Source organism: Nocardioides sp. 31GB23 (genome assembly GCF_040012395.1).
Lineage (GTDB): Bacteria > Actinomycetota > Actinomycetes > Propionibacteriales > Nocardioidaceae > Nocardioides > Nocardioides salarius.
This window is the reverse complement of the sequence record NZ_JBDYKJ010000013.1, coordinates 60695-81327: the sequence shown is the minus strand read 5'-3', so window position 1 is coordinate 81327 and position 20633 is coordinate 60695. Positions and strand designations below refer to the sequence as shown.

At 72.7% G+C, this 20633-nt stretch carries 19 protein-coding genes; 4 read left to right on the top strand and 15 right to left on the bottom strand.

What is annotated here, in order from left to right; all coding sequences use genetic code 11:
- The 4 genes from ABKW28_RS06170 to rimP all read right to left on the bottom strand — a co-directional run.
- Positions 1–248: translation initiation factor IF-2 N-terminal domain-containing protein (locus tag ABKW28_RS06170; RefSeq protein WP_348607311.1), on the bottom strand; the 248-nt coding region annotated here is incomplete at its 3' end.
- A 128-nt stretch (positions 249–376) separates the two neighbouring features.
- A complete protein-coding gene (locus ABKW28_RS06165) occupies positions 377–679 on the bottom strand; it encodes a YlxR family protein (protein ID WP_348607308.1) in 303 nt (100 codons plus the stop codon).
- Positions 680–796: 117 nt separating this feature from the next.
- Positions 797–1795, bottom strand: coding sequence for a transcription termination factor NusA (gene nusA, locus ABKW28_RS06160; RefSeq protein WP_193670474.1), 999 nt, complete (start codon positions 1793–1795; stop codon positions 797–799).
- On the bottom strand, positions 1795–2364 hold the full coding sequence (gene rimP / locus ABKW28_RS06155) for a ribosome maturation factor RimP (RefSeq protein ID WP_348607306.1): 570 nt from the start codon (positions 2362–2364) through the stop codon (positions 1795–1797). The genes nusA and rimP overlap by 1 nt, the downstream gene beginning before the upstream one ends.
- A 105-nt stretch (positions 2365–2469) precedes the next feature.
- On the opposite strand from rimP, the gene ABKW28_RS06150 reads away from it, so the two are divergent.
- Positions 2470–2982 (top strand): hypothetical protein, encoded by a 513-nt coding sequence (locus ABKW28_RS06150; protein ID WP_348607303.1) that lies wholly within the window; start codon positions 2470–2472, stop codon positions 2980–2982.
- The gene (locus ABKW28_RS06145; protein ID WP_348607300.1) at positions 2982–3416 is read left to right on the top strand and encodes a ferritin-like domain-containing protein; all 435 of its coding nucleotides are present in this window, start codon (positions 2982–2984) and stop codon (positions 3414–3416) included. Before ABKW28_RS06150 ends, ABKW28_RS06145 begins: the two co-directional genes overlap by 1 nt.
- A gap of 279 nt (positions 3417–3695) precedes the next feature.
- On the opposite strand, the gene ABKW28_RS06140 is transcribed toward ABKW28_RS06145, so the two are convergent.
- From ABKW28_RS06140 to gabT, 9 genes are all read right to left on the bottom strand, one after another.
- On the bottom strand, positions 3696–4652 hold the full coding sequence (locus ABKW28_RS06140; RefSeq protein ID WP_348607297.1) for a zinc metalloprotease: 957 nt from the start codon (positions 4650–4652) through the stop codon (positions 3696–3698).
- Positions 4653–4790: 138 nt separating this feature from the next.
- A complete protein-coding gene (locus ABKW28_RS06135; protein ID WP_348607294.1) occupies positions 4791–5558 on the bottom strand; it encodes an HAD family hydrolase in 768 nt (255 codons plus the stop codon).
- Positions 5555–7354 (bottom strand): proline--tRNA ligase, encoded by a 1800-nt coding sequence (locus ABKW28_RS06130; protein WP_348607291.1) that lies wholly within the window; start codon positions 7352–7354, stop codon positions 5555–5557. Before ABKW28_RS06130 ends, ABKW28_RS06135 begins: the two co-directional genes overlap by 4 nt.
- Positions 7355–7430: 76 nt before the next feature.
- The gene (locus ABKW28_RS06125) at positions 7431–8276 is read right to left on the bottom strand and encodes a GNAT family N-acetyltransferase (RefSeq protein WP_193667995.1); all 846 of its coding nucleotides are present in this window, start codon (positions 8274–8276) and stop codon (positions 7431–7433) included.
- A gap of 28 nt (positions 8277–8304) precedes the next feature.
- Positions 8305–9456, bottom strand: coding sequence for a flavodoxin-dependent (E)-4-hydroxy-3-methylbut-2-enyl-diphosphate synthase (ispG, locus tag ABKW28_RS06120; RefSeq protein ID WP_193667994.1), 1152 nt, complete (start codon positions 9454–9456; stop codon positions 8305–8307).
- An 82-nt stretch (positions 9457–9538) separates the two neighbouring features.
- A complete protein-coding gene (locus tag ABKW28_RS06115; RefSeq protein ID WP_348607288.1) occupies positions 9539–10477 on the bottom strand; it encodes a DUF559 domain-containing protein in 939 nt (312 codons plus the stop codon).
- A 173-nt stretch (positions 10478–10650) separates the two neighbouring features.
- Complete coding sequence (locus tag ABKW28_RS06110; protein ID WP_348607285.1) at positions 10651–12012, bottom strand: site-2 protease family protein; 1362 nt, start codon at positions 12010–12012, stop codon at positions 10651–10653.
- Positions 12009–13112, bottom strand: coding sequence for a 1-deoxy-D-xylulose-5-phosphate reductoisomerase (gene dxr, locus ABKW28_RS06105; RefSeq protein ID WP_348607282.1), 1104 nt, complete (start codon positions 13110–13112; stop codon positions 12009–12011). The genes ABKW28_RS06110 and dxr overlap by 4 nt, the downstream gene beginning before the upstream one ends.
- 20 nt (positions 13113–13132) lie before the next feature.
- Positions 13133–14479: a 4-aminobutyrate--2-oxoglutarate transaminase gene (gene gabT / locus ABKW28_RS06100; RefSeq protein WP_348607279.1), complete on the bottom strand. Its 1347-nt coding sequence runs from the start codon at positions 14477–14479 to the stop codon at positions 13133–13135.
- A 63-nt stretch (positions 14480–14542) separates the two neighbouring features.
- Here gabT and ABKW28_RS06095 point away from each other — a divergent pair, with 63 nt between their 5' ends.
- Complete coding sequence (locus ABKW28_RS06095) at positions 14543–16369, top strand: amidohydrolase family protein (RefSeq protein WP_348607276.1); 1827 nt, start codon at positions 14543–14545, stop codon at positions 16367–16369.
- Here the strand turns inward: ABKW28_RS06095 and ABKW28_RS06090 are convergent.
- Complete coding sequence (locus ABKW28_RS06090; RefSeq protein ID WP_348607273.1) at positions 16356–17564, bottom strand: saccharopine dehydrogenase C-terminal domain-containing protein; 1209 nt, start codon at positions 17562–17564, stop codon at positions 16356–16358. The genes ABKW28_RS06095 and ABKW28_RS06090 overlap by 14 nt on opposite strands.
- 8 nt (positions 17565–17572) lie before the next feature.
- Positions 17573–19015, bottom strand: a complete 1443-nt coding sequence (locus tag ABKW28_RS06085; RefSeq protein ID WP_193667988.1) for a gamma-aminobutyraldehyde dehydrogenase — start codon at positions 19013–19015, stop codon at positions 17573–17575.
- Between the two features lie 122 nt (positions 19016–19137).
- On the opposite strand from ABKW28_RS06085, the gene ABKW28_RS06080 reads away from it, so the two are divergent.
- Positions 19138–20520 carry an aspartate aminotransferase family protein gene (locus ABKW28_RS06080; RefSeq protein WP_341231397.1) on the top strand — a complete coding sequence of 461 codons (1383 nt, stop codon included), beginning with the start codon at positions 19138–19140 and terminating at the stop codon, positions 20518–20520.
- Positions 20521–20633 lie beyond the last annotated feature (113 nt).

Below are 20633 nucleotides of genomic sequence, written 5' to 3'. Positions count from 1 at the left end.
GGCCCCAAGGCGCCCAAGCCGGCCGCCGCACCGGAGGCCCCGGAGGCCGGGCTGGCCGGGGCGGGGCTGGCAGGCGCCTGGGCCTTCAGCTTGTCGCCGTACTCCTTGCGGAAACGCATCTCCGCAGGGAGCTCCACGGTGGAGCTCGCCGACTTGACGAACTCCCCCATCTCCTTGAACTTCTCGAGAACGAACTTGCTCTCGACGCCGAACTCCTTGGCGAGCTCGTGTACGCGGGTCTTGGCCACAATTCTCCTTCTGGCCCCAGACCCGGGTCACGGGCGTCCTGGGGACCGTTAGTGGTGGTGCAAACTCATCGGGAAGAACTCATCGAGTGCTCATGAGCTGCTGCTCCAGTTCCTGGTCGTCCGGGCGGTCATCGGACCGCCTCGCTGTCTTCGGTGCTGCTGATGGTGCTGCTGGTCGTGCTGGTGCCGGCCGCGAGGTGCTCGGCCACCGGTGCGCTGGAGAGCCCCGGCCCGCCGCTGACGCGCAGCGCGCGGGCGAAGGCCTTCCTCCGCACGGCGAGGTCGAGACACGCGGTCGTGGGGTGCAGGTGCGCCCCGCGACCGGCCGCGCCGCCCCCGGGATCGGGCACGACGGCCGGGTGGCCGTGCGAGTCCGAGCCGACGACGAGACGCAACAGCTCGTCCTTGGTGGCCCGCTCCCGACATCCCACGCAGGTGCGGACGGGCCCGCTGGACGCGGGATCGGCCGTGGGCGCAGGGACAACGTCTGGATGGACCACCACCGACAACCTTAGCGGGTCGGACCCCCAGGCACCGAACCGGGAGGCTCAGGAGGGAGGGGCCACGACCTCGGTCTCGCGGGGGGCCTCGTCGCTGCGGATGTCGATGCGCCACCCGGTCAGCCGGGCGGCCAGACGGGCGTTCTGCCCCTCCTTGCCGATGGCCAGCGAGAGCTGGAAGTCGGGCACCACCACGCGCGCCGAGCGCGCGGCCGCGTCGACGATCTCGACCGAGGTGACCCGGGCCGGCGACAGGGCGGAGGCGACCAGGGCCGCGGGGTCCTCGGCCCAGTCCACGATGTCGATCTTCTCGCCGTTGAGCTCGGCCATCACGCTGCGCACCCGCTGGCCCATCGGCCCGATGCACGCCCCCTTGGGGTTGACGCCCGACGCGCTGCTGGTCACCGCCATCTTCGTGCGGTGCCCGGCCTCGCGGGCCACCGCCGCGATCTCGACGGTGCCGTCGGCGATCTCGGGGACCTCGAGGGCGAAGAGGCGCTTGACCAGGTTGGGGTGCGAGCGCGAGAGCGTGATCTGGGGGCCGCGCATGCCCTTGCGCACCGAGACGACCAGGCACTTGATCCGGGTGCCGTGGCTGTAGTCCTCGCCGGGCACCCGCTCGCTGACGGGCAGCAGGGCCTCGAGCTTGCCGAGGTCGACCATGACGTCGTCGGGGTTGCGACCCTGCTGGATCACGCCCGAGACGATGTCGCCCTCCTTGCCGGCGAACTCGCCGAAGCGCAGGTCGTCCTCGGCGTCGCGCAGCCGCTGCAGCATGATCTGCTTGGCCGTGGTGGCCGCGATCCGCCCGAAGCCCTGCGGGGTGTCCTCGAACTCGCCGATCTTCTTGCCGTCGTCGTCGAGCTCGGCGGCCAGCACCGTGACGTGCCCGGTCTTGCGGTCCAGCTCGACCCGCGCCTCCTCGTAGGCGCCCGAGGTCTTCTGGTAGGCCATCAGCAGCGCCTGCTCGATCGCCTCGACCAGGACCTCGAAGGAGATCTCCTTCTCGCGCTCCAGCATCCGCAGGATGCTCATGTCGATGTCCATCAGGCGTCCTCTCCCGACTCGTCGGTGTTCTCGTCGGTGATCTCGTCCCCGTCGCCGTCCTGGTCGCCGTCCTGGTCGCCGTCGGGCTCGGCGGCGGTGGCCGGGCGGTTGAACTCGACCTGCACCAGGGCCTTGGTCGCGTCGGCGTAGCGCACCTCGCGCTCGGCGCCGTCGACCTCGACGGTGGCCGACTCGGGTCCCGCGGTGAGGATGCGGCCGGTCAGCGAGGTGCCGTCGGTCGTGGTGAGCTTGACCAGGCGACCGGTGTTGCGCCGCCAGTGCCTCTCCAGCGTGAGCGGGCGGTCCACGCCGCGCGAGGTCACCTCGAGGGTGTAGGGCTGCTCCCCCATCACGTCGGACTCGTCGAGGACCCGGTTGACCTCGCGGGTGGCCTCGGCCACGTCGTCGAGCGTCACGCCGCCGTCCTTGTCCACGGCCACGCGCAGCACCCGCCGCTTGCCGGCCGGAGTGATCTCCACGGCCTCGACGTCGAGCTCGAGGGCCAGCAGCGGCGCGACGAGCTCCGCCTCGATCCGGTCCCTGGTGGTGTCCTGGTTGGGCTGGGTCACGGGTCGGAGACCTCCGGTGTTCTCTTGTGCTGGTGCGGGCGTTGCGGTGCAGCCACGATAGCCCCTGTCCGGCCCGGGACGCGCTTCGGCCGGTAGGGTCGGGCGGTGCCCCACGAGCCCTCCGCGACCCGTCGTACGGCGTTGCGTGCCCTCGCAGCCGGGGCTCCCCTGCCGCTGCTGCTGGGCGCCTGCAACGACGCGCCCGCGACCGATCTCACACCCGGCGCGAGCAGCGAGGACCCCGACGTGGCCGTCGTCGCCGGGGTGCTGGGCGAGGTCGGCGCCCTGGTCGCGCTGCTCGAGGCGACCCGCGCTCGGCACGGCGCGCTGCGCCGGCCGCTCGCGCCGGCGCTGCGGGCGCACCGGGCCCAGCTCGAGGCGGTGCTGGCCACCGGCGCCGACGACCCGGGCCCCCGGGGACGGGCACGGGTGCCGGGCCGTCCGGCCGCCGCCCTCGACGCGGTGCGCGATCGCGAGGAGACCGCCCGCCGGCGGCTCGTCGACCTCGCGGTCGACGCCGAGAGCGGCGCCCTGGCCAGGCTGGTCGCCGCGGTGTGCGCCGGGGTGTCCCAGCAGCAGGTGCTGCTGGGCGAGGTCTCCCCCGCCGGTGGTGCCTGATGAGCACCGTCGAGGCGCTGCAGGAGGCCCTGGCCGCCGAGCACGCGGCGATCCACGTCTACGGCACGCTCGGCGCGGCCACCTCCCTCTCGGCCACGCCCGAGCTCTACGAGCGGGTCTCGCTGGCCTGGGCCGGCCACCGCGGTCGCCGCGACGCCCTCGAGGTCGAGCTGCGTGGGCTCGGCGAGGAGCCGGTGGGCACCCGGGCGGCGTACGACGCCCCGGGCCCGGTCGGCACCCCCGAGCAGGTCTCCGCCACCGCGGCGCTGCTGGAGCAGCGCTGCGCCTCGACGTACGCCGCGCTGGTGGCGGCCACCTCGGGGGCCCGCCGGCGAGCGGCGGTCGCGGTGCTGACCGAGACCGCGGTGGCGGTGCTGGGCTTCGGCGGCGCGGCCGAGCCGCTGCCGGGGCTGGGGCTGGGCCAGCAGGGCTGACCTGCGGAGGAGCGCGGCGCCGGTCAGCGCCGGTCAGCGCCGGGCGGCACCCGTGAGCGGCCCCGGCCGCCTGCGAGGGAGTCCCGAGATCTCCCCCGCAGGCGTGGCGTCAGGAGCGCCCTGCTGGGGGGCCCGGCGCTCCTGACGCCTAGATCATGCCCTGCGCCGCACCCCCACGCCCCCCACTCGCCTCCTCACAAACCTGCAATGCAACTAACTGCAGCGGCCCGGGACGACCCCGGACCGACCCGGGAAGGGCCCGGGAAGGGCCGGCCGGGGTCACCGGTAGGCGGCGAAGGCCTGGTTGGCCCGGCTCGACTGGCCGGGGGTGAACTCGAGGTAGCAGTCGTCGTAGCTGTAGTCCATGAAGTTGTGGATCGGGTCGAGGCCGGGCAGCGAGCACGAGTCGCGTCCGGCCGGGCAGCCGGTGGTCGAGCTCGACTGGGCCGGGGTGTCGGCGACCAGGTCGTTGCTGCTCGTGCAGCCGCCCTGGAACGTGTGGTAGAGCCCCAGCCAGTGGCCCGCCTCGTGGGTGGTGGTCTCGCCGGCGGCGTAGTTGGTCGCCGAGCCGCCCGGCACCGTCGTGTAGTTGACCCGGATGCCGTCGATCGCGCCGTTGCGGGCGTAGTCCCACGGGAAGGTGGCCACGCCGAGGTAGGCGAAGTCGACGAGCCAGATGTTGAGCGCGTCGGCGCCGCCCTGGCGGGTCTGGCGGCGGTAGGTGGAGGACTGCTTGTCCTGGTGCCAGCTGGTGTTGCTGTACCGGTCGATGCCGGCCAGCGTGAAGCGGAAGCCGGTGTCGGTGGCGCTGACCGACTTCTGGCCGGCGAAGCTGCGGTTGAGCACGTCGACCTGCTGCTGGATGCGGCTGTCGCTGACGTCGCCGCCGCCCGCGGAGTCGCGCATCACGTGCACGTAGACCGGGATGGTGCCGCCCGCGCGGGCGGCCGTGGCCGGCCTGGTGCCGCGCGCCTCGAGGCGGCGGGCCATGTCGCGCTCGATGCGCCGCTGCTCGCGGCGCGTCACCTCGCGGTGGTCGGTGCCGCGCGGGCCGCCACGCGCGGCCTCGGTGCCGTCCTGGCCGCCCTCGACGCACTCGGCGACGCGCGGGGTCAGGGTGTCGAGCGGCACCTGGGCGGAGGCGGGGGCGGCGAGCGCGGTGCCGAGCAGGACGCCGGCCAGGGCGGGGGTGGCCAGGGCCAGCAGGGCGGCGGGGAGACGGTGCGACAGGGTCATCTGCGGGGTTCCTCGATCTACGCGGGGCCGCAGGGTGAGCGGCCGGTGCGCTGATCGTGGCCCGGCCGGGGGCCGGCGGCGAGGCCCGCGCCCCCTCCTCTTCGTGCAGTGCACGAACCTGCAGAAGTGCGGTGCCGGCTAGCGCCAGCCCGAGACGATCGCGTGCACGTCGGCGAGGCGGTGGGCCACGGCGTCGGGGACGCCCTCGGTGTGGCCGACCTGGCCGGCGGGGATCCGGCTGTGCGGCACGTGCACCGCGCGCATCCCGGCCTGCTGGGCGCCCCACACGTCGTCGTAGAGCCGGTCGCCGACGTAGACGCAGCGGGCCGGGTCGTCGACGCCCACGGCGCCCATGGCGGCGCGGAAGGCGTGCGGCGAGGGCTTGGTCCACTCGATCTCGCTGGAGTAGACGTCGCCGTCGACGAGGTCGTAGACCCCGTCGCGCTCGAGGAACCCGACGTGCCACTCGCGCGGCCACAGCGTGTTGGACAGGATGCCGACCTTGATGCCGTCGGCGCGCAGCGCCTCCCACAGCGGACGCACCTCGGGGTCGGTCGCGGTGTGCGGCTCCCAGAACTCGAAGTAGGCCGCGAGCAGGTCGGGGTCGTGGTCGAGCCCGGCCTCCTCGAAGAGATCCTCGATGGTGGCGCTGCGCTGGTGGTCGCGGCTGCGCCCCCACACCACCTCCCCCGCACCGAGCAGCCGGGCGGCGTGCTCCCCGCGGTCGTCGAGCAGGGCGTCGTCGGCGGTGCTCGGGGTGCGGCGTACGGCGCCGGCCAGCGCGAGCGACTCGGCGTGGAAGTCGACGTCGTGCCAGCGGGTCAGGGTGCCGCCCCAGTCGAAGATGACGGCGTCCACCCCCGGCCCGCCGGGCACGCCCGGCACGCCCGCTCCCGCGGCGCTCACCGGCGTACGAGGTCGACCAGGTGCGCGACGACGTGGTCGGCGGCGACCCCGGTCTTCTCGCCCGTGGCGCGGTCCTTGACCTCGACCTCGCCGGTCTCGGCGAGGCCGCGGCCCACCACGACGATGGTCGGCACCCCGATGAGCTCGGCGTCCTTGAACTTCACGCCGGGGCTGACCTTGCCGACGCGGTCGTCGTAGAGCACCTCGACGCCGGCCTCGGCCAGCTCGTGGGCGATCCGCTCGGCGGCGGCGATGATCGACTCGTCCTTGCCGGCGGCGACCAGGTGCACGTCGGCCGGGGCGACGTTGCGCGGCCAGCACAGCCCGATGTCGTCGAGGGTGCCCTCGGCCACCGCAGCGACCGCTCGGGTCACGCCGATGCCGTAGGAGCCCATCGTGACGGTGACCAGCTTGCCGTTCTCGTCGAGCACCCGCAGGTCGAGCGCCTCGGCGTACTTGCGACCGAGCTGGAAGATGTGGCCCATCTCGATGCCGCGCGAGGTCCGCAGGGTCCCGTCGTCGCAGCGCGGGCAGGAGTCGCCCTCGCGCACGTCGGCTGCCTCGATGGTGCCGTCGGGGGTGAAGTCGCGCCCGGCGACGAGGTCGAGCACGTGGCTGCCGTCGACGTTGGCACCGGTGACCCAGCGGGTGCCCTCGACCACGCGCGGGTCGACCAGGTAGCGGATGCCCGAGGCGCTCTCCTCGCCCAGCACGCCGGGGCCGATGTAGCCCTTGACCAGGGCGGGGTGCTCCTTGAGCGCCGCCTCGTCCATCGGCTCGACCTCGATGGGCTCGAGCTGGCCCTCGAGGCGCTTGAGGTCGACCTCGCGGTCGCCGGGCACGCCGATGGCCAGCGCCTCGCGCTCGCCCGTGGGGTGGCGCAGCTGCACCAGCACGTTCTTGAGGGTGTCGGCGGCCGTCCAGGCGCGGTCGTCACGGGGGTGCTCGGCGTTGAGGTGGTCGACCAGCGTCTCGATGGTCGGCGTCGCGGGCGTCTGCTCGGCGTGGGCGGCCGGCGCGTCGTCGTAGGCCACCGGCGCGGGAGCGCGCACCTCGACGGCCTCGACGTTGGCGGCGTAGTCGCAGGTCGTGCAGCTGACGTAGGTGTCCTCGCCGACCTCGGCCTTGGCCAGGAACTCCTCCGAGCGCGAACCGCCCATGGCGCCCGACGTCGCCTTCACCACGACGTACTCGAAGCCGAGCCGGTCGAAGATGCGCACGTAGGCGTCGCGGTGCTGCTGGTAGCTCTCGTCGAGCCCGGCGTCGTCGACGTCGAAGGAGTAGGAGTCCTTCATCGTGAACTCGCGCCCGCGCAGCAGCCCCGCGCGGGGGCGCGCCTCGTCGCGGTACTTCGTCTGGATCTGGTAGATCGAGAGCGGCAGGTCCTTGTAGGAGGAGTAGAGGTCCTTGACCACGAGGGTGAACATCTCCTCGTGGGTGGGGCCGAGCAGGTAGTCGGCGTCCTTGCGGTCCTTGAGCCGGAAGATGCCGTCGCCGTACTCGGTCCAGCGCCCGCTGGCGTCGTAGGGCTCGCGGGGCAGCAGCGCCGGGAAGCTCAGCTCCTGGGCACCGATGCCGTTCATCTCCTCGCGCACGATGGCCTCGATGTTGCGCAGCACCCGCAGGCCCAGCGGCAACCAGGTGTAGATGCCCGGGGCGGCGCGGCGGATGTAGCCGGCGCGCACCAGGAGGCGGTGGCTGGGGACCTCGGCGTCGGCCGGGTCCTCGCGCAGCGTCCGCACGAACAGCTGGGACATCCGCAGGATCCGGGCAGAGCTCCGCGTCGAGGCAGTCATGCGCGCAAGGGTACGGCGAGCGGCTGCTGGTCCGCGCACCGGTTTCGGGCTCGCCCGGGCGAGCAGCCGTGCCCCCTCAGAACATGACGGTGGAGAACCGCGCGGTCTCCTCGAAGCCGACGGTGCGGTAGGCCCGGCGGGCGGCGGTGTTCCACTCGTTGACGTAGAGCGAGACCGTCGGCGCGACCTCGCGGCGCACGATCTCCGCGACCGCGGCCATCCCGCCGACCGCCAGGCCCTCGCCTCGCCGGTCGGGGGCGACCCAGACGCCCTGGATCTGGGCGGCGTGCGGGGAGGTGCAGGCGACCTCGGCCTTGAAGACCAGCCGGCCGCCGTCGAAGCGGGCGAAGGACCAGCCGCGGCTGACCAGCTGGGCGACGCGGGCGCGGTAGAGGTCGGCCCCTCCCCCGGCCTCGGGCGAGAGCCCGACCTCCTCGGTGTACATCGCCACGCACGCCGGGTAGAGCAGGTCCATGTCCTCGCGGGTCGTACGCCGCACCCGGGGGTCGGCCGCGACCGCCGCCGGGCCCGACAGCTCGAGGTGGGGCTGGCGCCAGCGGGTCTCGCGCGGCGGGCCCCAGGAGCCCGACACGACCTGCCAGAAGGCCCGTACCGCGTCGTGGGGACCCACGATCGTCGACACCGAGCGGCTGCGCGACAGGGCGCGCTCGGCGAAGGCCCGGGCGTCGTCGGGGGTGGCGTTGACCGGGACCAGGTTGGCGCCCACGTGGCAGGCGGCCACCAGGCGCCCGTCGGCGTACCGGCCCCAGACCTCGCCGCCGAGCCAGCGCGGCTCGAGGTTCGTGCTGCGCGCGCGGTGCTCGACGAAGACGTTGACCACGGGGTCGCGCTCGCTGAGCGCGAGGAAGTCCGCCAGGTCGGCGGCTCCGAGCACTCGGACGCCGTGGCGGGTGGTCAGCACGTCGCCGAGCCTACGTGTCGGGGAGGTCTCAGCCGACGGAGATCTCGGCGGAGGAGCCGTCGACGCTCTCCATGCCCTCGGCGATGCGCATGGCCTCCTCGATCAGGGTCTCGACGATCTTCGACTCGGGCACGGTCTTGATGACCTCGCCCTTGACGAAGATCTGGCCCTTCCCGTTGCCGGAGGCGACACCCAGGTCGGCCTCGCGGGCCTCGCCGGGGCCGTTGACGACGCAGCCCATCACGGCCACCCGCAGCGGCACCTCGAGGCCCTCCAGGCCGGCGGTGACCTCGTCGGCGAGCTTGTAGACGTCGACCTGGGCGCGCCCGCACGAGGGGCAGGAGACGATCTCGAGGCGGCGCGGCTTGAGGTTGAGCGACTCCAGGATCTGCAGGCCGACCTTGACCTCCTCGACCGGCGGGGCGCTCAGGCTGACCCGGATCGTGTCGCCGATGCCCTGGGCCAGCAGGTGGCCGAAGGCCACCGACGACTTGATGGTGCCCTGGAAGGCCGGGCCCGCCTCGGTGACCCCGAGGTGCAGCGGCCAGTCGCCCTCGGCGGCGAGCATCTCGTAGGCGCGCACCATCACGACCGGGTCGTTGTGCTTGACCGAGATCTTGAAGTCGCGGAAGCCGTGCTCCTCGAAGAGACCGGCCTCCCACTTCGCCGACTCGACCAGCGCCTCGGGGGTCGCCTTGCCGTACTTCTCCAGCAGCCGCTTGTCGAGGCTGCCGGCGTTGACGCCGATGCGGATCGAGGTGCCGCGGTCCTGCGCGGCCCGGGCGATCTCCTTGACCTGGTCGTCGAACTTGCGGATGTTGCCCGGGTTGACGCGCACGGCCGCGCACCCGGCGTCGATCGCCGCGAAGACGTACTTGGGCTGGAAGTGGATGTCGGCGATCACCGGGATCTGCGACTTCTGCGCGATCGCCGGCAGCGCCTCGGCGTCGTCCTGGCTGGGGCAGGCGACGCGCACGATGTCGCAGCCGCTCGCGGTCAGCTCGGCGATCTGCTGCAGCGTCGAGTTGATGTCGGAGGTCAGCGTGGTGGTCATCGACTGCACCGAGACCGGGTGGTCGCTGCCCACCCCCACCTTGCCGACCTGGATCTGACGGGTCTGGCGGCGCGGGGCCAGCACCGGCGGGGGTGCTGCGGGCATGCCCAGGTTGATCTCGGTCATGGCGCCAGGCTACTCACCGGCCCCTCGCCGGACGTCATACGGGCGGGAGGTCCCCTCGTGCTGGACGTATGACGTCTCCGCGTCACGCCGCCCGCGCCGACCAACCAGCCGCGACCAGGGCCGCCCGGACCTGCGCGAAGAACTCGTCGGGCTCGAGCCGGTAGCCCAGCAGGGGCAGACGCAGCACGGTGTCGCCCTGCAACGACAGCGCGTTCTGGCGCAGCGCGTCGCCCACCACGTTCTCGGCCCAGGAGTGGTGGATGCCGTCGATCTCGAGGACGACCCGGAAGCGCGGCCAGCTGAGGTCGAGGTAGTACCGGCCGCGGTGGTCGCGACGCAGCACCTGCTGCTCGGGGCGCGGCAGACCGCGTCGCTCGAGCTCGCGCACCACGTCGAGCTCCCCCAACGACCTGGCACCGTCGAGCAGGTCGTTGACGACAGCGTGCAGGAGCGCGCGGCGCCGGTCGCGACGGATGCGGAGGATCTCGGCACCCAGGGCCGCCGGGGAGACCAGGCCCTGCTGCACCACAGCCGTCAGCAGGTACGTCGCCTCGCGATCGGTGCGCGCCCACAGGGCACCGCGCACCGCAGCGACGGCGGGGCGGGTGCGTGGGATGCCCGAGGCCACCACGTCGTCGCGCTGCCAGCGACGGCTCTGCCGGATGTCGTAGCGCGGGGTGCGCCGGACCCGGGCTCCGCGCGGCACCGTGACCCGCACCCGTGCCACCGTGTAGCGCTGCAGACCTCCCGCCAGCAGGGCCGACGCCCCGTCGAGCTGGGCGCGGGGCCCGCCCTGGAGCACCGCCGCCCACCAGTGTCCCTCCTCGACGACGGGCCCGTTGTGCACGCAGACGGCCTGGTCGCTGAGACGTTGCCAGCGGCCCACCCGCAGCTCGCGCGCGACCAGCCACCTCGGCACACCGGCCTCGTACAGCTGGGGGCGCGACACGACGCCACCCTGGTCCTGGCCCAGGGCACGAGCCTGGGCGAGCAGCGGTTCCTGGTCGTGGCGTCGGTCCATGGCCCGACCCTCGTCCCGGCTCGCCCCAGGTGCGTCGCGGCGAGCACCGGCTGTGGAGGGCCGCGCGGGAACGACCGCCTGTGCCCAGCCGCGGGCCCGCCGGGACGTCATACGTCTGGCACGGACGGACCTCCCGCCCGTATGACGTCCGGCAGGCCGCCCGCCCGGCGCGGCTACTGCAGGCCCAGCTCCATCGGGACGACCAGGTCGGCGACGATCAGGACGACGCCCATCACCAGCAGGGCGGAGGCCACGACGTAGGCGACGGGGAGCAGCTTGGCCGCGTCGACGTAGCCGGGGTCGGGGCGGCGGCGCAGGCGGGCCCAGCCGCGACGGATCCACTCCCAGGCGGCGCTGGCGATGTGGCCGCCGTCGAGCGGGAGCAGCGGCACGAAGTTGAAGACGCCGATGAAGAAGTTGAAGCCGGCGATCAGCGAGAGCAGGAAGACCGACTTCTCGGCGATCGGGAACGACTCGGCCGAGGTCACCTCGCCGGCGATCCGGCCGCCGCCGACGATCGAGATGGGGCTGTCGGCGGCGCGCTCCTGCACCCCGACCACGGCCAGCGCGACGTCCCACACCTTGACCGGCAGGGTGGCCAGGGCCACGACGGTGTCCTTGGCCATCCCGCCCATCTCCTGCAGCGTGAACAGCGGGCCGCCGCGCACGACCTCGAGGTGCGAGGTGGGGGTGACGCCCAGGAAGCCGACCTGGGTCAGCGTCACGTCGGTGTCGGAGGTGGGGCGCGCCTGCACCGTGGTCGAGGTGGTGCCGGTGCGGACCTGGCCGTCGCGCTCGTAGCCGATGACGGCCTCGCCACCGGCGTTGTCACGGATCAGCGAGCGCAGCTGGTCCCACCCGGTGACGGCGACGCCGTTGAAGGAGGTGACCGTGTCGCCCGGGCGCAGCCCCGCCTCGTACGCCGGGCTCGGCGGGTCGCTCGCCCGGCACTCGCGCACGCCGTCCTCGTAGGGGATCACGCAGGTGGAGACCGAGTCGATGACCGGGGCCCCGGCGTCGGGCTCGACACTGCGCTGGCCGTAGGTGGAGAAGATGCCCAGGAAGAGCAGGAAGGCGATCAGGATGTTGACCGACGGTCCGCCGGCCATCACCACGATCTTCTTCCACGACGCCATCTTGTAGAAGAGCCGGTCCTCGTCCTCGTGGCGCACCAGCTCCCACTCGGCGGCGCGCGCGTCGGAGATGAGCTGGGTGAACATGCCGGTGTTCGACTTGCGCACCCGGGTGACGGTGTTGCCCTCGGCGTCGACGGTCGTCTCGCCCAGCTGCTCGGCGCCCGGCGGCAGCATCCCGACGATCTTGACGTAGCCGCCGAGCGGGACCGCCTTGACGCCGTACTCGGTCTCGCCGACCTGCTTGCTCCACACGGTCGGGCCGAAGCCGATGAAGTACTGCGTCACCTTCCCGCCGAACTTCTTGGCCGGGATCATGTGGCCCAGCTCGTGCAGCCCGATGGAGACCAGGATGGCGAGCACGAAGAGCACCACGCCGAGGAGGTAGAGCAGGGCGGTCATGCGGGGCTTCCTTGCCGGATCAGGTCGGCGGCCGCCTCGCGGGCCCAGGCATCGGCCGCGAGCACGTCGTCGAGGGTGAGGTGCTGCGCCGAGCCTACGTCGTGGGACCGCACCACCGCCTGCACCATCTCGACGATCCGCACGAACGGCAGCCGGCCGTCGCGGAAGGCCTGCACGCACACCTCGTTGGCGGCGTTGTAGACGCACGGGGCGGTGCCGCCGCGCTCCCCCGCCTCACGGGCCAGCGCGACCGCGGGGAACGCCTCGTCGTCGAGGGGGTGGAACTCCCAGGTCTCGGGGCGGGTCCAGTCGACGGCCGGCGCGGCGTCGGGCACCCGGTCGGGCCAGGCCAGGCCGAGCGCGATCGGGATGTGCATGGTCGGCGGGCTGGCCTGCACCAGCGTGGAGCCGTCGACGAACTCGACCATCGAGTGCACGACGCTCGTGGGGTGCACGACGACCTCAATCCGGTCGAAGCCGATCCCGAAGAGCAGGTGCGCCTCGATCACCTCGAGGCCCTTGTTGACCAGCGTCGCGGAGTTGATGGTCACCACGGGCCCCATCGACCAGGTCGGGTGGGCCAGCGCGTCCTCGACGCGTACGTCGGCCAGCTGGTCGCGGCTGCGCCCGCGGAACGGCCCGCCGCTGGCGGTCAGCACCAGCTTGCGCACCTCGTCGGGCGAGCCGGAGCGCAGGCACTGGGCGATCGCGGAGTGCTCGGAGTCGACCGGCACGATCTGGCCCGGCCGGGCGCGCTCGAGCACCAGCGGGCCGGCCATGATCAGCGACTCCTTGTTGGCCAGCGCCAGCGTCGTACCGGCGTCGAGAGCGGCGAGGGTGGGCCGCAGGCCGACGGCGCCGGTGATGCCGTTGAGCACCACGTCGCACTCCATCGAGGCCGCCTCGACCGACGCCTCCTCCCCCAGCCCCGAGAAGGCCGGGGCGAGCTCGGCGACCTGCTGGTCGAACAGGTCGGGCTGCGACCCGCCGGCGCTCAGCCCGACCACCCGGAACCGGTCGGGGTTGGCCCGCACGATGTCGAGGGCCTGGGTGCCGATCGACCCGGTCGAGCCGAGGATGACTACGTCTCGTCGCTGCACCGGCCCAGTCTCGCAGCCTCTCAGGCGGTCGCGGCGAACGCCTCGGCCACCACGTCGAAGGCCTCCTCGAGCAGCTCGTCGGAGATCGTGAGCGGCGGCAGGAACCGGAAGACGTTGCCCCAGGTGCCGCAGGTCAGGGTGACCACCCCGTGCGCGTGGCAGTACGCCGACGCTGCCGCGGCGCGGGCGGCGTCGGGCGTGGTGGTGCCCGGCTCGCAGAGCTCGATCGCCATCATCGCCCCGCGCCCGCGGACCTCGGCCACGACCGGGTGCTCGGCGGCCAGCGCCTCGAGCCGGCGGCCTACGAGCGCCTCGATCTCGCGGGCCCGGGCGGCCAGGTCGCCACGCTCCATCTCCTCGATCGCGCCGAGCGCGGCCGCGCAGGCGACCGGGTTGCCGCCGTAGGTGCCGCCCAGCCCACCGGCGTGCACGGCGTCCATCAGCTCCGCGCGCCCGGTCACGGCCGCGAGCGGCAGCCCGCCGGCCATGCCCTTGGCGCTGGTGACCAGGTCGGGCACGACGCCCTCGTCGTCGCAGGCGAACCAGGTGCCGGTGCGGCAGAAGCCGGTCTGGATCTCGTCGGCGACCAGCAGCACGTCGTTGGCGGTGCACCACTCGCGCAGCGCGGGCAGGAAGCCGGGGGCGGGCACGACGAAGCCGCCCTCGCCCAGCACCGGCTCGATGACCACGCAGGCGAGGTTGGTCGCGCCGACCTGCTTGTCGATGACGTCGATGGCTCGGGTCGCGGCCTCGGGCCCGGAGAGCCCGTCGCGCAGCGGGTAGGAGATCGGCGCCCGGTAGACCTCGCCGGCGAACGGCCCGAAGCCGTGCTTGTAGGGCATGTTCTTGGCCGTCATCGCCATCGTGAGGTTGGTGCGGCCGTGGTAGGCGTGGTCGAAGACCACCACCGCGTCCTTGCCGGTGGCGACCCGGGCGATCTTGACGGCGTTCTCGACCGCCTCGGCGCCGGAGTTGAACAGCGCCGACTTCTTGTCGTGCTCGCCGGGCGTCAGCCGCGCCAGCGCCTCGCAGACGTCGACGTACCCCTCGTAGGGGGTGACCATGAAGCAGGTGTGGGTGAAGGCGTCGACCTGCGCGTGCACGTTGCGCACGACGGCGGGCGCGGCGTTGCCGACCGAGGTGACTGCGATGCCCGAGCCGAGGTCGATCAGCGAGTTGCCGTCGACGTCGACGAGCACTCCCCCGCCGGCCGCGGCCACGAAGACCGGGAGCGCGGTGCCGACGCCGTCGGCGACGAAGGACTTCTTGCGCTCGAGGTGCTTGACGGAAAGAGGTCCGGGGATCTCGGTCACCAGGCGGCGGACCTGCGGCAGCGAGGGGCCTCCGGCGGACGGTGTGCTGTTCATGGGGACACCCTAGGAGACCAGACAGCCGTTGACGAGCGGCGACGCGGCACCGACCATTCAGACATGACGCGCTTCCCGATGTACGACGCCATCGTCCGCGGCGGCCGCTGGTTCGACGGCACCGGCGCCCCCTCCGCGGTGCGCCACCTCGGCATCCGCGACGGCGTGGTGGTCGAGGTCAGCGAGGAGCCGCTCGACGAGACCGGCTGCCCCGAGGTCGTCGACGCCGCCGGCCACTGGGTGCTGCCGGGCATGGTCGACATCCACACGCACTACGACGTCGAGGTGCTCGACGACCCCCACCTGCCCGAGTCGCTGCGCCACGGGGTGACCACGATCCTGGTCGGCTCGTGCTCGCTCTCCACCGTGCACGTCGACCCGGTCGACGCCGGCGACCTCTTCGGGCGGGTGGAGGCGATCCCGCGCCGCCACGTGATCCGCTCGGTCGGCGCGGCCAAGGACTGGTCGAGCGCCGAGGAGTACGTCGCCGCGCTCGAGGCCCGCCCACTGGGGCCCAACCTCGCCGCCTTCCTCGGTCACTCCGACATCCGCACCGCCACCATGGGCCTCGACCGGGCCACGCGGCCCGAGGTACGCCCCACCCGCCTCGAGCAAGGCCGGATGGAGCGGATGCTCGAGGAGGCTCTCGACGCCGGCTTCGTCGGGATGTCGGCCCAGCAGCTGCTCTTCGACAAGCTCGACGGCGACACCTGCCGCTCGCGCACGCTGCCGTCGACGTACGCGAAGGGCCGTGAGATGCGCGGCCTGCGCGAGATCCTGCGCCGCCGCGGCCGCGCCCTGCAGGCCGGTCCCGACGCCTCGCACCCGCACACGATCCTGGTGCAGGCGCTGCACTCGATCGGCTGGGGCCGCGGCAGCGGCGGCCGCGCGCCGCTCAAGACCAGCCTGCTCTCGGCCGCCGACATCAAGGCGATCCCCTTCATCATCCACCTGATGCGGGGGCTGTCGGGGGCGGTCAACCGCGCCGGCGCCGACTTCCGCTGGCAGCATCTCCCGGTGCCCTTCGAGGTCTACGCCGACGGCATCGACCTGGTGATCTTCGAGGAGCTCGGCTCCGGCGCCGCGGCCCTGCACCTGGCCGAGGAGGTCGCGCGCAACGAGCTGCTGCGCGACGAGGACTACCGGCGCCGCTTCCGCAAGGACTACGACTCCAGGTACGGCCCGCGGGTCTGGCACCGCGACTTCTTCGACGCCGAGATCGTGGCCTGCCCCGACCCCTCGGTCGTGGGGAGGTCCTTCGGCCAGGTCGGCGTCGAGCGCGGCGGCGTGCACCCCGTCGACGCCTTCCTCGACCTGGTGCTCGAGCACGGCACCGCCATCCGCTGGCGCACCACGATCTCCAACCACCGCCCGAAGGTGCTGCGCAGGATGGCGCAGTCGCCGGGGGTGCAGATGGGCTTCTCCGACGCCGGCGCCCACCTGCGCAACATGTCCTTCTACAACTTCGGGCTGCGGCTGCTCAAGCACGTGCGTGACGCCGACCGGGCCGGGCACCCGTTCCTGACCCCCGAGCAGGCCGTGCACCGCCTGACCGGCGAGCTGGCCGACTGGTACGACATCGACGCCGGCCACCTGCGCGTGGGCGACCGGGCCGACCTGCTGGTGCTCGACCCCGCGCGCCTCGACGACTCGCTCGAGGACTACGCCGAGGCGCCCGTCGAGCAGTACGACGGCCTCTCGCGGATGGTCAACCGCAACGACGCGACCGTCCCGCTGGTGATGGTGGGCGGCCGGGTGGTCTTCCGCGAGGGCGCGCCCACCGACGTGCTGCAGCGCGAGCGCACCGGCCGGTTCCTGCGCGCCGGGCGCACCGACCGCGCCCCGCTGCCACGCCAGGGCGAGCGGCAGCCCGCGCTCACATCTCCCTGATCCCCCAGGGGCTGCCGTAGGCGACCAGCAGGTCGAGGAACGGCACCGCGTCGAAGGCCTCCGGGCCCAGGACACCCGCGCCCGACCACACCCCGGTGGCCAGCAGCTCGAGGGCGACCACGGGGTTGACGGCGGTCTGCCAGACCACGCACTGGTGGCCGTACTCGCGCATCGTCCACTCGTTGTCGACCACGTGGTAGAGGTACGTCGAGCGCGGCTCGCCGTCGGTGCCGCGCCCGGTCACCCACAGCCCGGCGCAGGTCTTGCCGGTCATCCGCGGCCCGATGCTCGCGGGGTCGGGCAGCACGGCGGCGACCACGTCGCGAGGGCTGACCTCGACGCCCTTGACCGAGACCTTCTCGGTGGAGTCCAGGCCGAGCTGGTGCAGCACCTTGAGGATGCCGATCATCTCCTCGCCGAGGCCGTACTTGAAGGTCGCGCGCCGGCAGTCGACCCAGCGCGGCATCAGCAGCACCTCCTCGTGCTCGACGTTGACGCACTCGACCGGGCCGATGCCCTCGGGGAAGTCGAAGACCTCGGGCTCGCTGAAGGGCGCCGTGGTGTGCCAGGCACCGTCCTGCCACACCACCGGCGGGTTGAGGCACTCCTCGATCGTGGTCCACATCGAGAAGGACGGCGCGAAGACCTCGTTGCCCTGCTCGTCGGTGACCACCAGGTTGGCGCCGTCACGGGTGCCGAGCTCGTCGATCTCGCTGAACAGGTGATCGGCGGCGTACCTGGCGAAGACGTCGGAGAGCCCCGGCTCGACCCCGATGCCGACCAGCGCCAGGCGGCCCGCGGCCTCCCAGTCGCCGGCCACCGCGAACTGCTCGTCGCCCAGCTTCACCCCCGTCTTCTCGTACGGCGCCTCCGGGTGCGGCCGCGAGAGCGACATCGCCATGTCGAGGTAGTCGGCTCCCGCCGCGAACGCCCCCTCGAAGACCGGCATGTCGAAGACCGGGTCGACGGCGTTCATCACGTGGGTGATCGCGTGCTCGCGGCACAGCGCGGCGACGGCCTGCGCGGAGGAGGCGTCGAGCTGCGCGGCGGCGTACCGCTCGTCGGTCGCGGCGGCCCGCTCGGCGCGCTCGAGGGAGTAGTCGCTGACCACGACGGTCTCGAAGAAGTCGCGGCGCGCGGCGATCGCGCAGAAGGCCGAGCCGACGCCGCCGGCCCCGACCAGCAGGATCCGCATCGGCCGGCTCACTCGCCCTGGCCGATGTAGGACATCACGTGCTTGATGCGGGTGTAGTCCTCCAGGCCGTACATCGACAGGTCCTTGCCGTAGCCGGAGTGCTTGAACCCGCCGTGCGGCATCTCGGAGACGAAGGGGATGTGGGTGTTGATCCACACCGCGCCGAAGTCGAGGCGGCGCGAGACGCGCATGGCGCGGGCGTGGTCGGCGGTCCAGACGCTGGAGGCCAGGCCGTACTGCACGCCGTTGGCCCAGCGCAGCGCCTCGGCCTCGTCGCTGAACCTCTGCACCGTCATCACCGGGCCGAAGATCTCGGTCTGCACCTGCTCGTCGTCCTGGCGCAGCCCGGAGACGACGGTGGGCTCGTAGAAGTAGCCGCGGCTGCCCTGGCGGGTGCCGCCGGTGTCGATACGGGCGTGGTCGGGCAGCCGCTCGACCATGCCGCTGACGTGGGCCAGCTGGTCGGCGTTGTTGAGCGGGCCGTAGTAGACGCCCTCGACGTCGGGCATCCCGGTGGGCATGCCCTGGGCCGCCTCGGCGAGCGCGGCGACGAACTCGTCGTGGATGCCGGGGGCGACCAGCACGCGCGTCGCGGCGGTGCAGTCCTGGCCGGCGTTGAAGAGCCCCGCGCCGGCGATCCCCTCGGCCGCCTGGGCGATGTCGGCGTCGTCGAAGACGATGACCGGCGCCTTGCCGCCCAGCTCGAGGTGCACCCTCTTCAGGTCGGTGGCCGCGGTGCCCGCGACCTCCATGCCGGCGCGCACCGAGCCGGTGATCGCCACCATCTGCGGGGTCGGGTGCGCCACCAGCGCGCGGCCGGTGTCGCGGTCGCCGCAGACGACGTTGAGCACGCCGGGCGGCAGGTGCTCCTGGCAGATCTCGGCGAGCAGGGTCGACGAGGCCGGGGTGGTGTCGCTGGGCTTGAGCACGACGGTGTTGCCGGCGGCCAGGGCCGGGGCGATCTTCCAGATCATCATCAGCAGCGGGTAGTTCCAGGGCGTCACCTGGCCCACGACCCCGATCGGCTCGCGCCGCACCCACGAGGTGTGCTCGGCCATGTACTCGCCGGCCGAGCGGCCCTCGAGCACCCGCGCCGCCCCCGCGAAGAAGCGGAAGTGGTCGCTGGCGTAGGGCATCTCCTCGGCCATCGTCAGGCCCAGGGGCTTGCCGGTGTCGCGGCACTCGACCGCGTTGACCTCCTCGACCCGCTCCTCGATCGAGTCGGCGATGCGCAGCAGCGCCCGGGCCCGGTCCTGCGGGGTGCTGCCCCAGCCCCACCCCTCGAAGGCGGCGTCGGCGGCGGCGTACGCGCGGTCGACGTCCTCCTGCCCCGAGGCGGGGGCCTGCGCGTAGACCTCGCCGGTCGTGGGGTCGATGACGTCGTACGTCGCCCCCGACGCGCTGTCGACGAGCCGGCCGTTGATCACGTTCTGGAAGGTGGTGTCCGCCATGCTCGGACTGTATCCCGATCAGCGCGGTGTTGACGATGCTTGACGACTGATTTCGTGTCGATCGTGCAGCAACGCCACCGATTCACTTGCAGAATGGCGGATCGTCAGCGCACCATGGGCCCATGGACTACGACCACCTGCAGCAGGCCGCCAAGGACCACCTGTGGATGCACTTCACCCGCCACGGGCAGTACGACGAGTCCGACGTCCCGATCATCGTCCGGGGCGAGGGCGCCTACATCTGGGACGCCAAGGGCCGGCGCTACCTCGACGGGCTGGCGGGGCTCTTCGTCAGCCAGCTCGGCCACGGGCGCACCGACCTCGCCGAGACGGCCGCCAAGCAGGCCTCCGAGCTGGCCTTCCACCCGTTGTGGTCCTACGCGCACCCGAGCGCCATCGAGCTCGCCGCCACGATCGCCGAGAAGGCCCCCGGCGACCTCAACCGCGTCTTCTTCACCAGCGGCGGCGGCGAGGCGGTCGAGACCGCCTGGAAGCTGGCCAAGAACTACTTCAAGCTCACCGGCAAGCCGATGAAGCACAAGGTGATCAGCAGGGCCATCGCCTACCACGGCACCACGCAGGGCGCCCTGTCGATCACCGGCCTGCCGGGGCTCAAGGCGCAGTTCGAGCCGCTGGTGCCCTCGACCTTCCGGGTGCCCAACACCAACGCCTACCGCGCCGACGAGATGACCGGCGGCTTCCTCGACGGCAGCGACCCCGAGGCCTTCGGCCGGTGGGCCGCCGACCAGATCGGCATCGCCATCGAGAACGAGGGCGCCGACACGGTCGCCGCGGTCTTCCTCGAGCCGGTGCAGAACGCCGGCGGCTGCTTCCCGCCGCCCCCGGGCTACTTCCAGCGGGTCCGCGAGATCTGCGACGAGCACGACGTGCTGCTGGTCTCCGACGAGGTGATCTGCGCCTTCGGCCGGCTCGGCCACATGTTCGGCGCCGAGCGCTACGGCTACCAGCCCGACATGATCACCTGCGCCAAGGGCCTGACCTCCGGCTACTCGCCGCTGGGCGCCATGATCGCCTCCGACCGGCTGATGGAGCCGTTCCTGCACGGCTCCGCCTCCTTCGCCCACGGCTACACCTTCGGCGGCCACCCGGTCTCCACCGCGGTGGGCCTGAGGAACCTGCAGATCTTCGAGGAGGAGCAGGTCCTCGAGCACGTGCGCGACAACGAGGGCGCCTTCCGCTCCACCCTCGAGCGCCTCAAGGACCTGCCCATCGTCGGCGACGTGCGCGGCGACGGCTTCTTCTACGGCATCGAGCTGGTCAAGGACAAGGCCACCAAGGAGTCCTTCACCCACGAGGAGTGCGAGCGCCTGCTCTACGGCTTCGTCTCCAAGCAGCTCTTCGCCGAGGGCCTCTACTGCCGCGCCGACGACCGCGGCGACCCGGTCGTCCAGCTCGCTCCCCCGCTGATCTGCGACCAGTCGCACTTCGACGAGATGGAGCAGGTGCTGCGCGTGGTCCTCGACAAGGCCGGCACCCTCGTCTGACCCGCCCCGCCGACCCGGCCCAGATCTCCCGCCGACCCGGCCCAGACTTCGCGTCGAGCCGGCCCGAACCTCCCCCCAGGAGTCCTGTGAGCACCCTCGTCCCGCACTGGCAC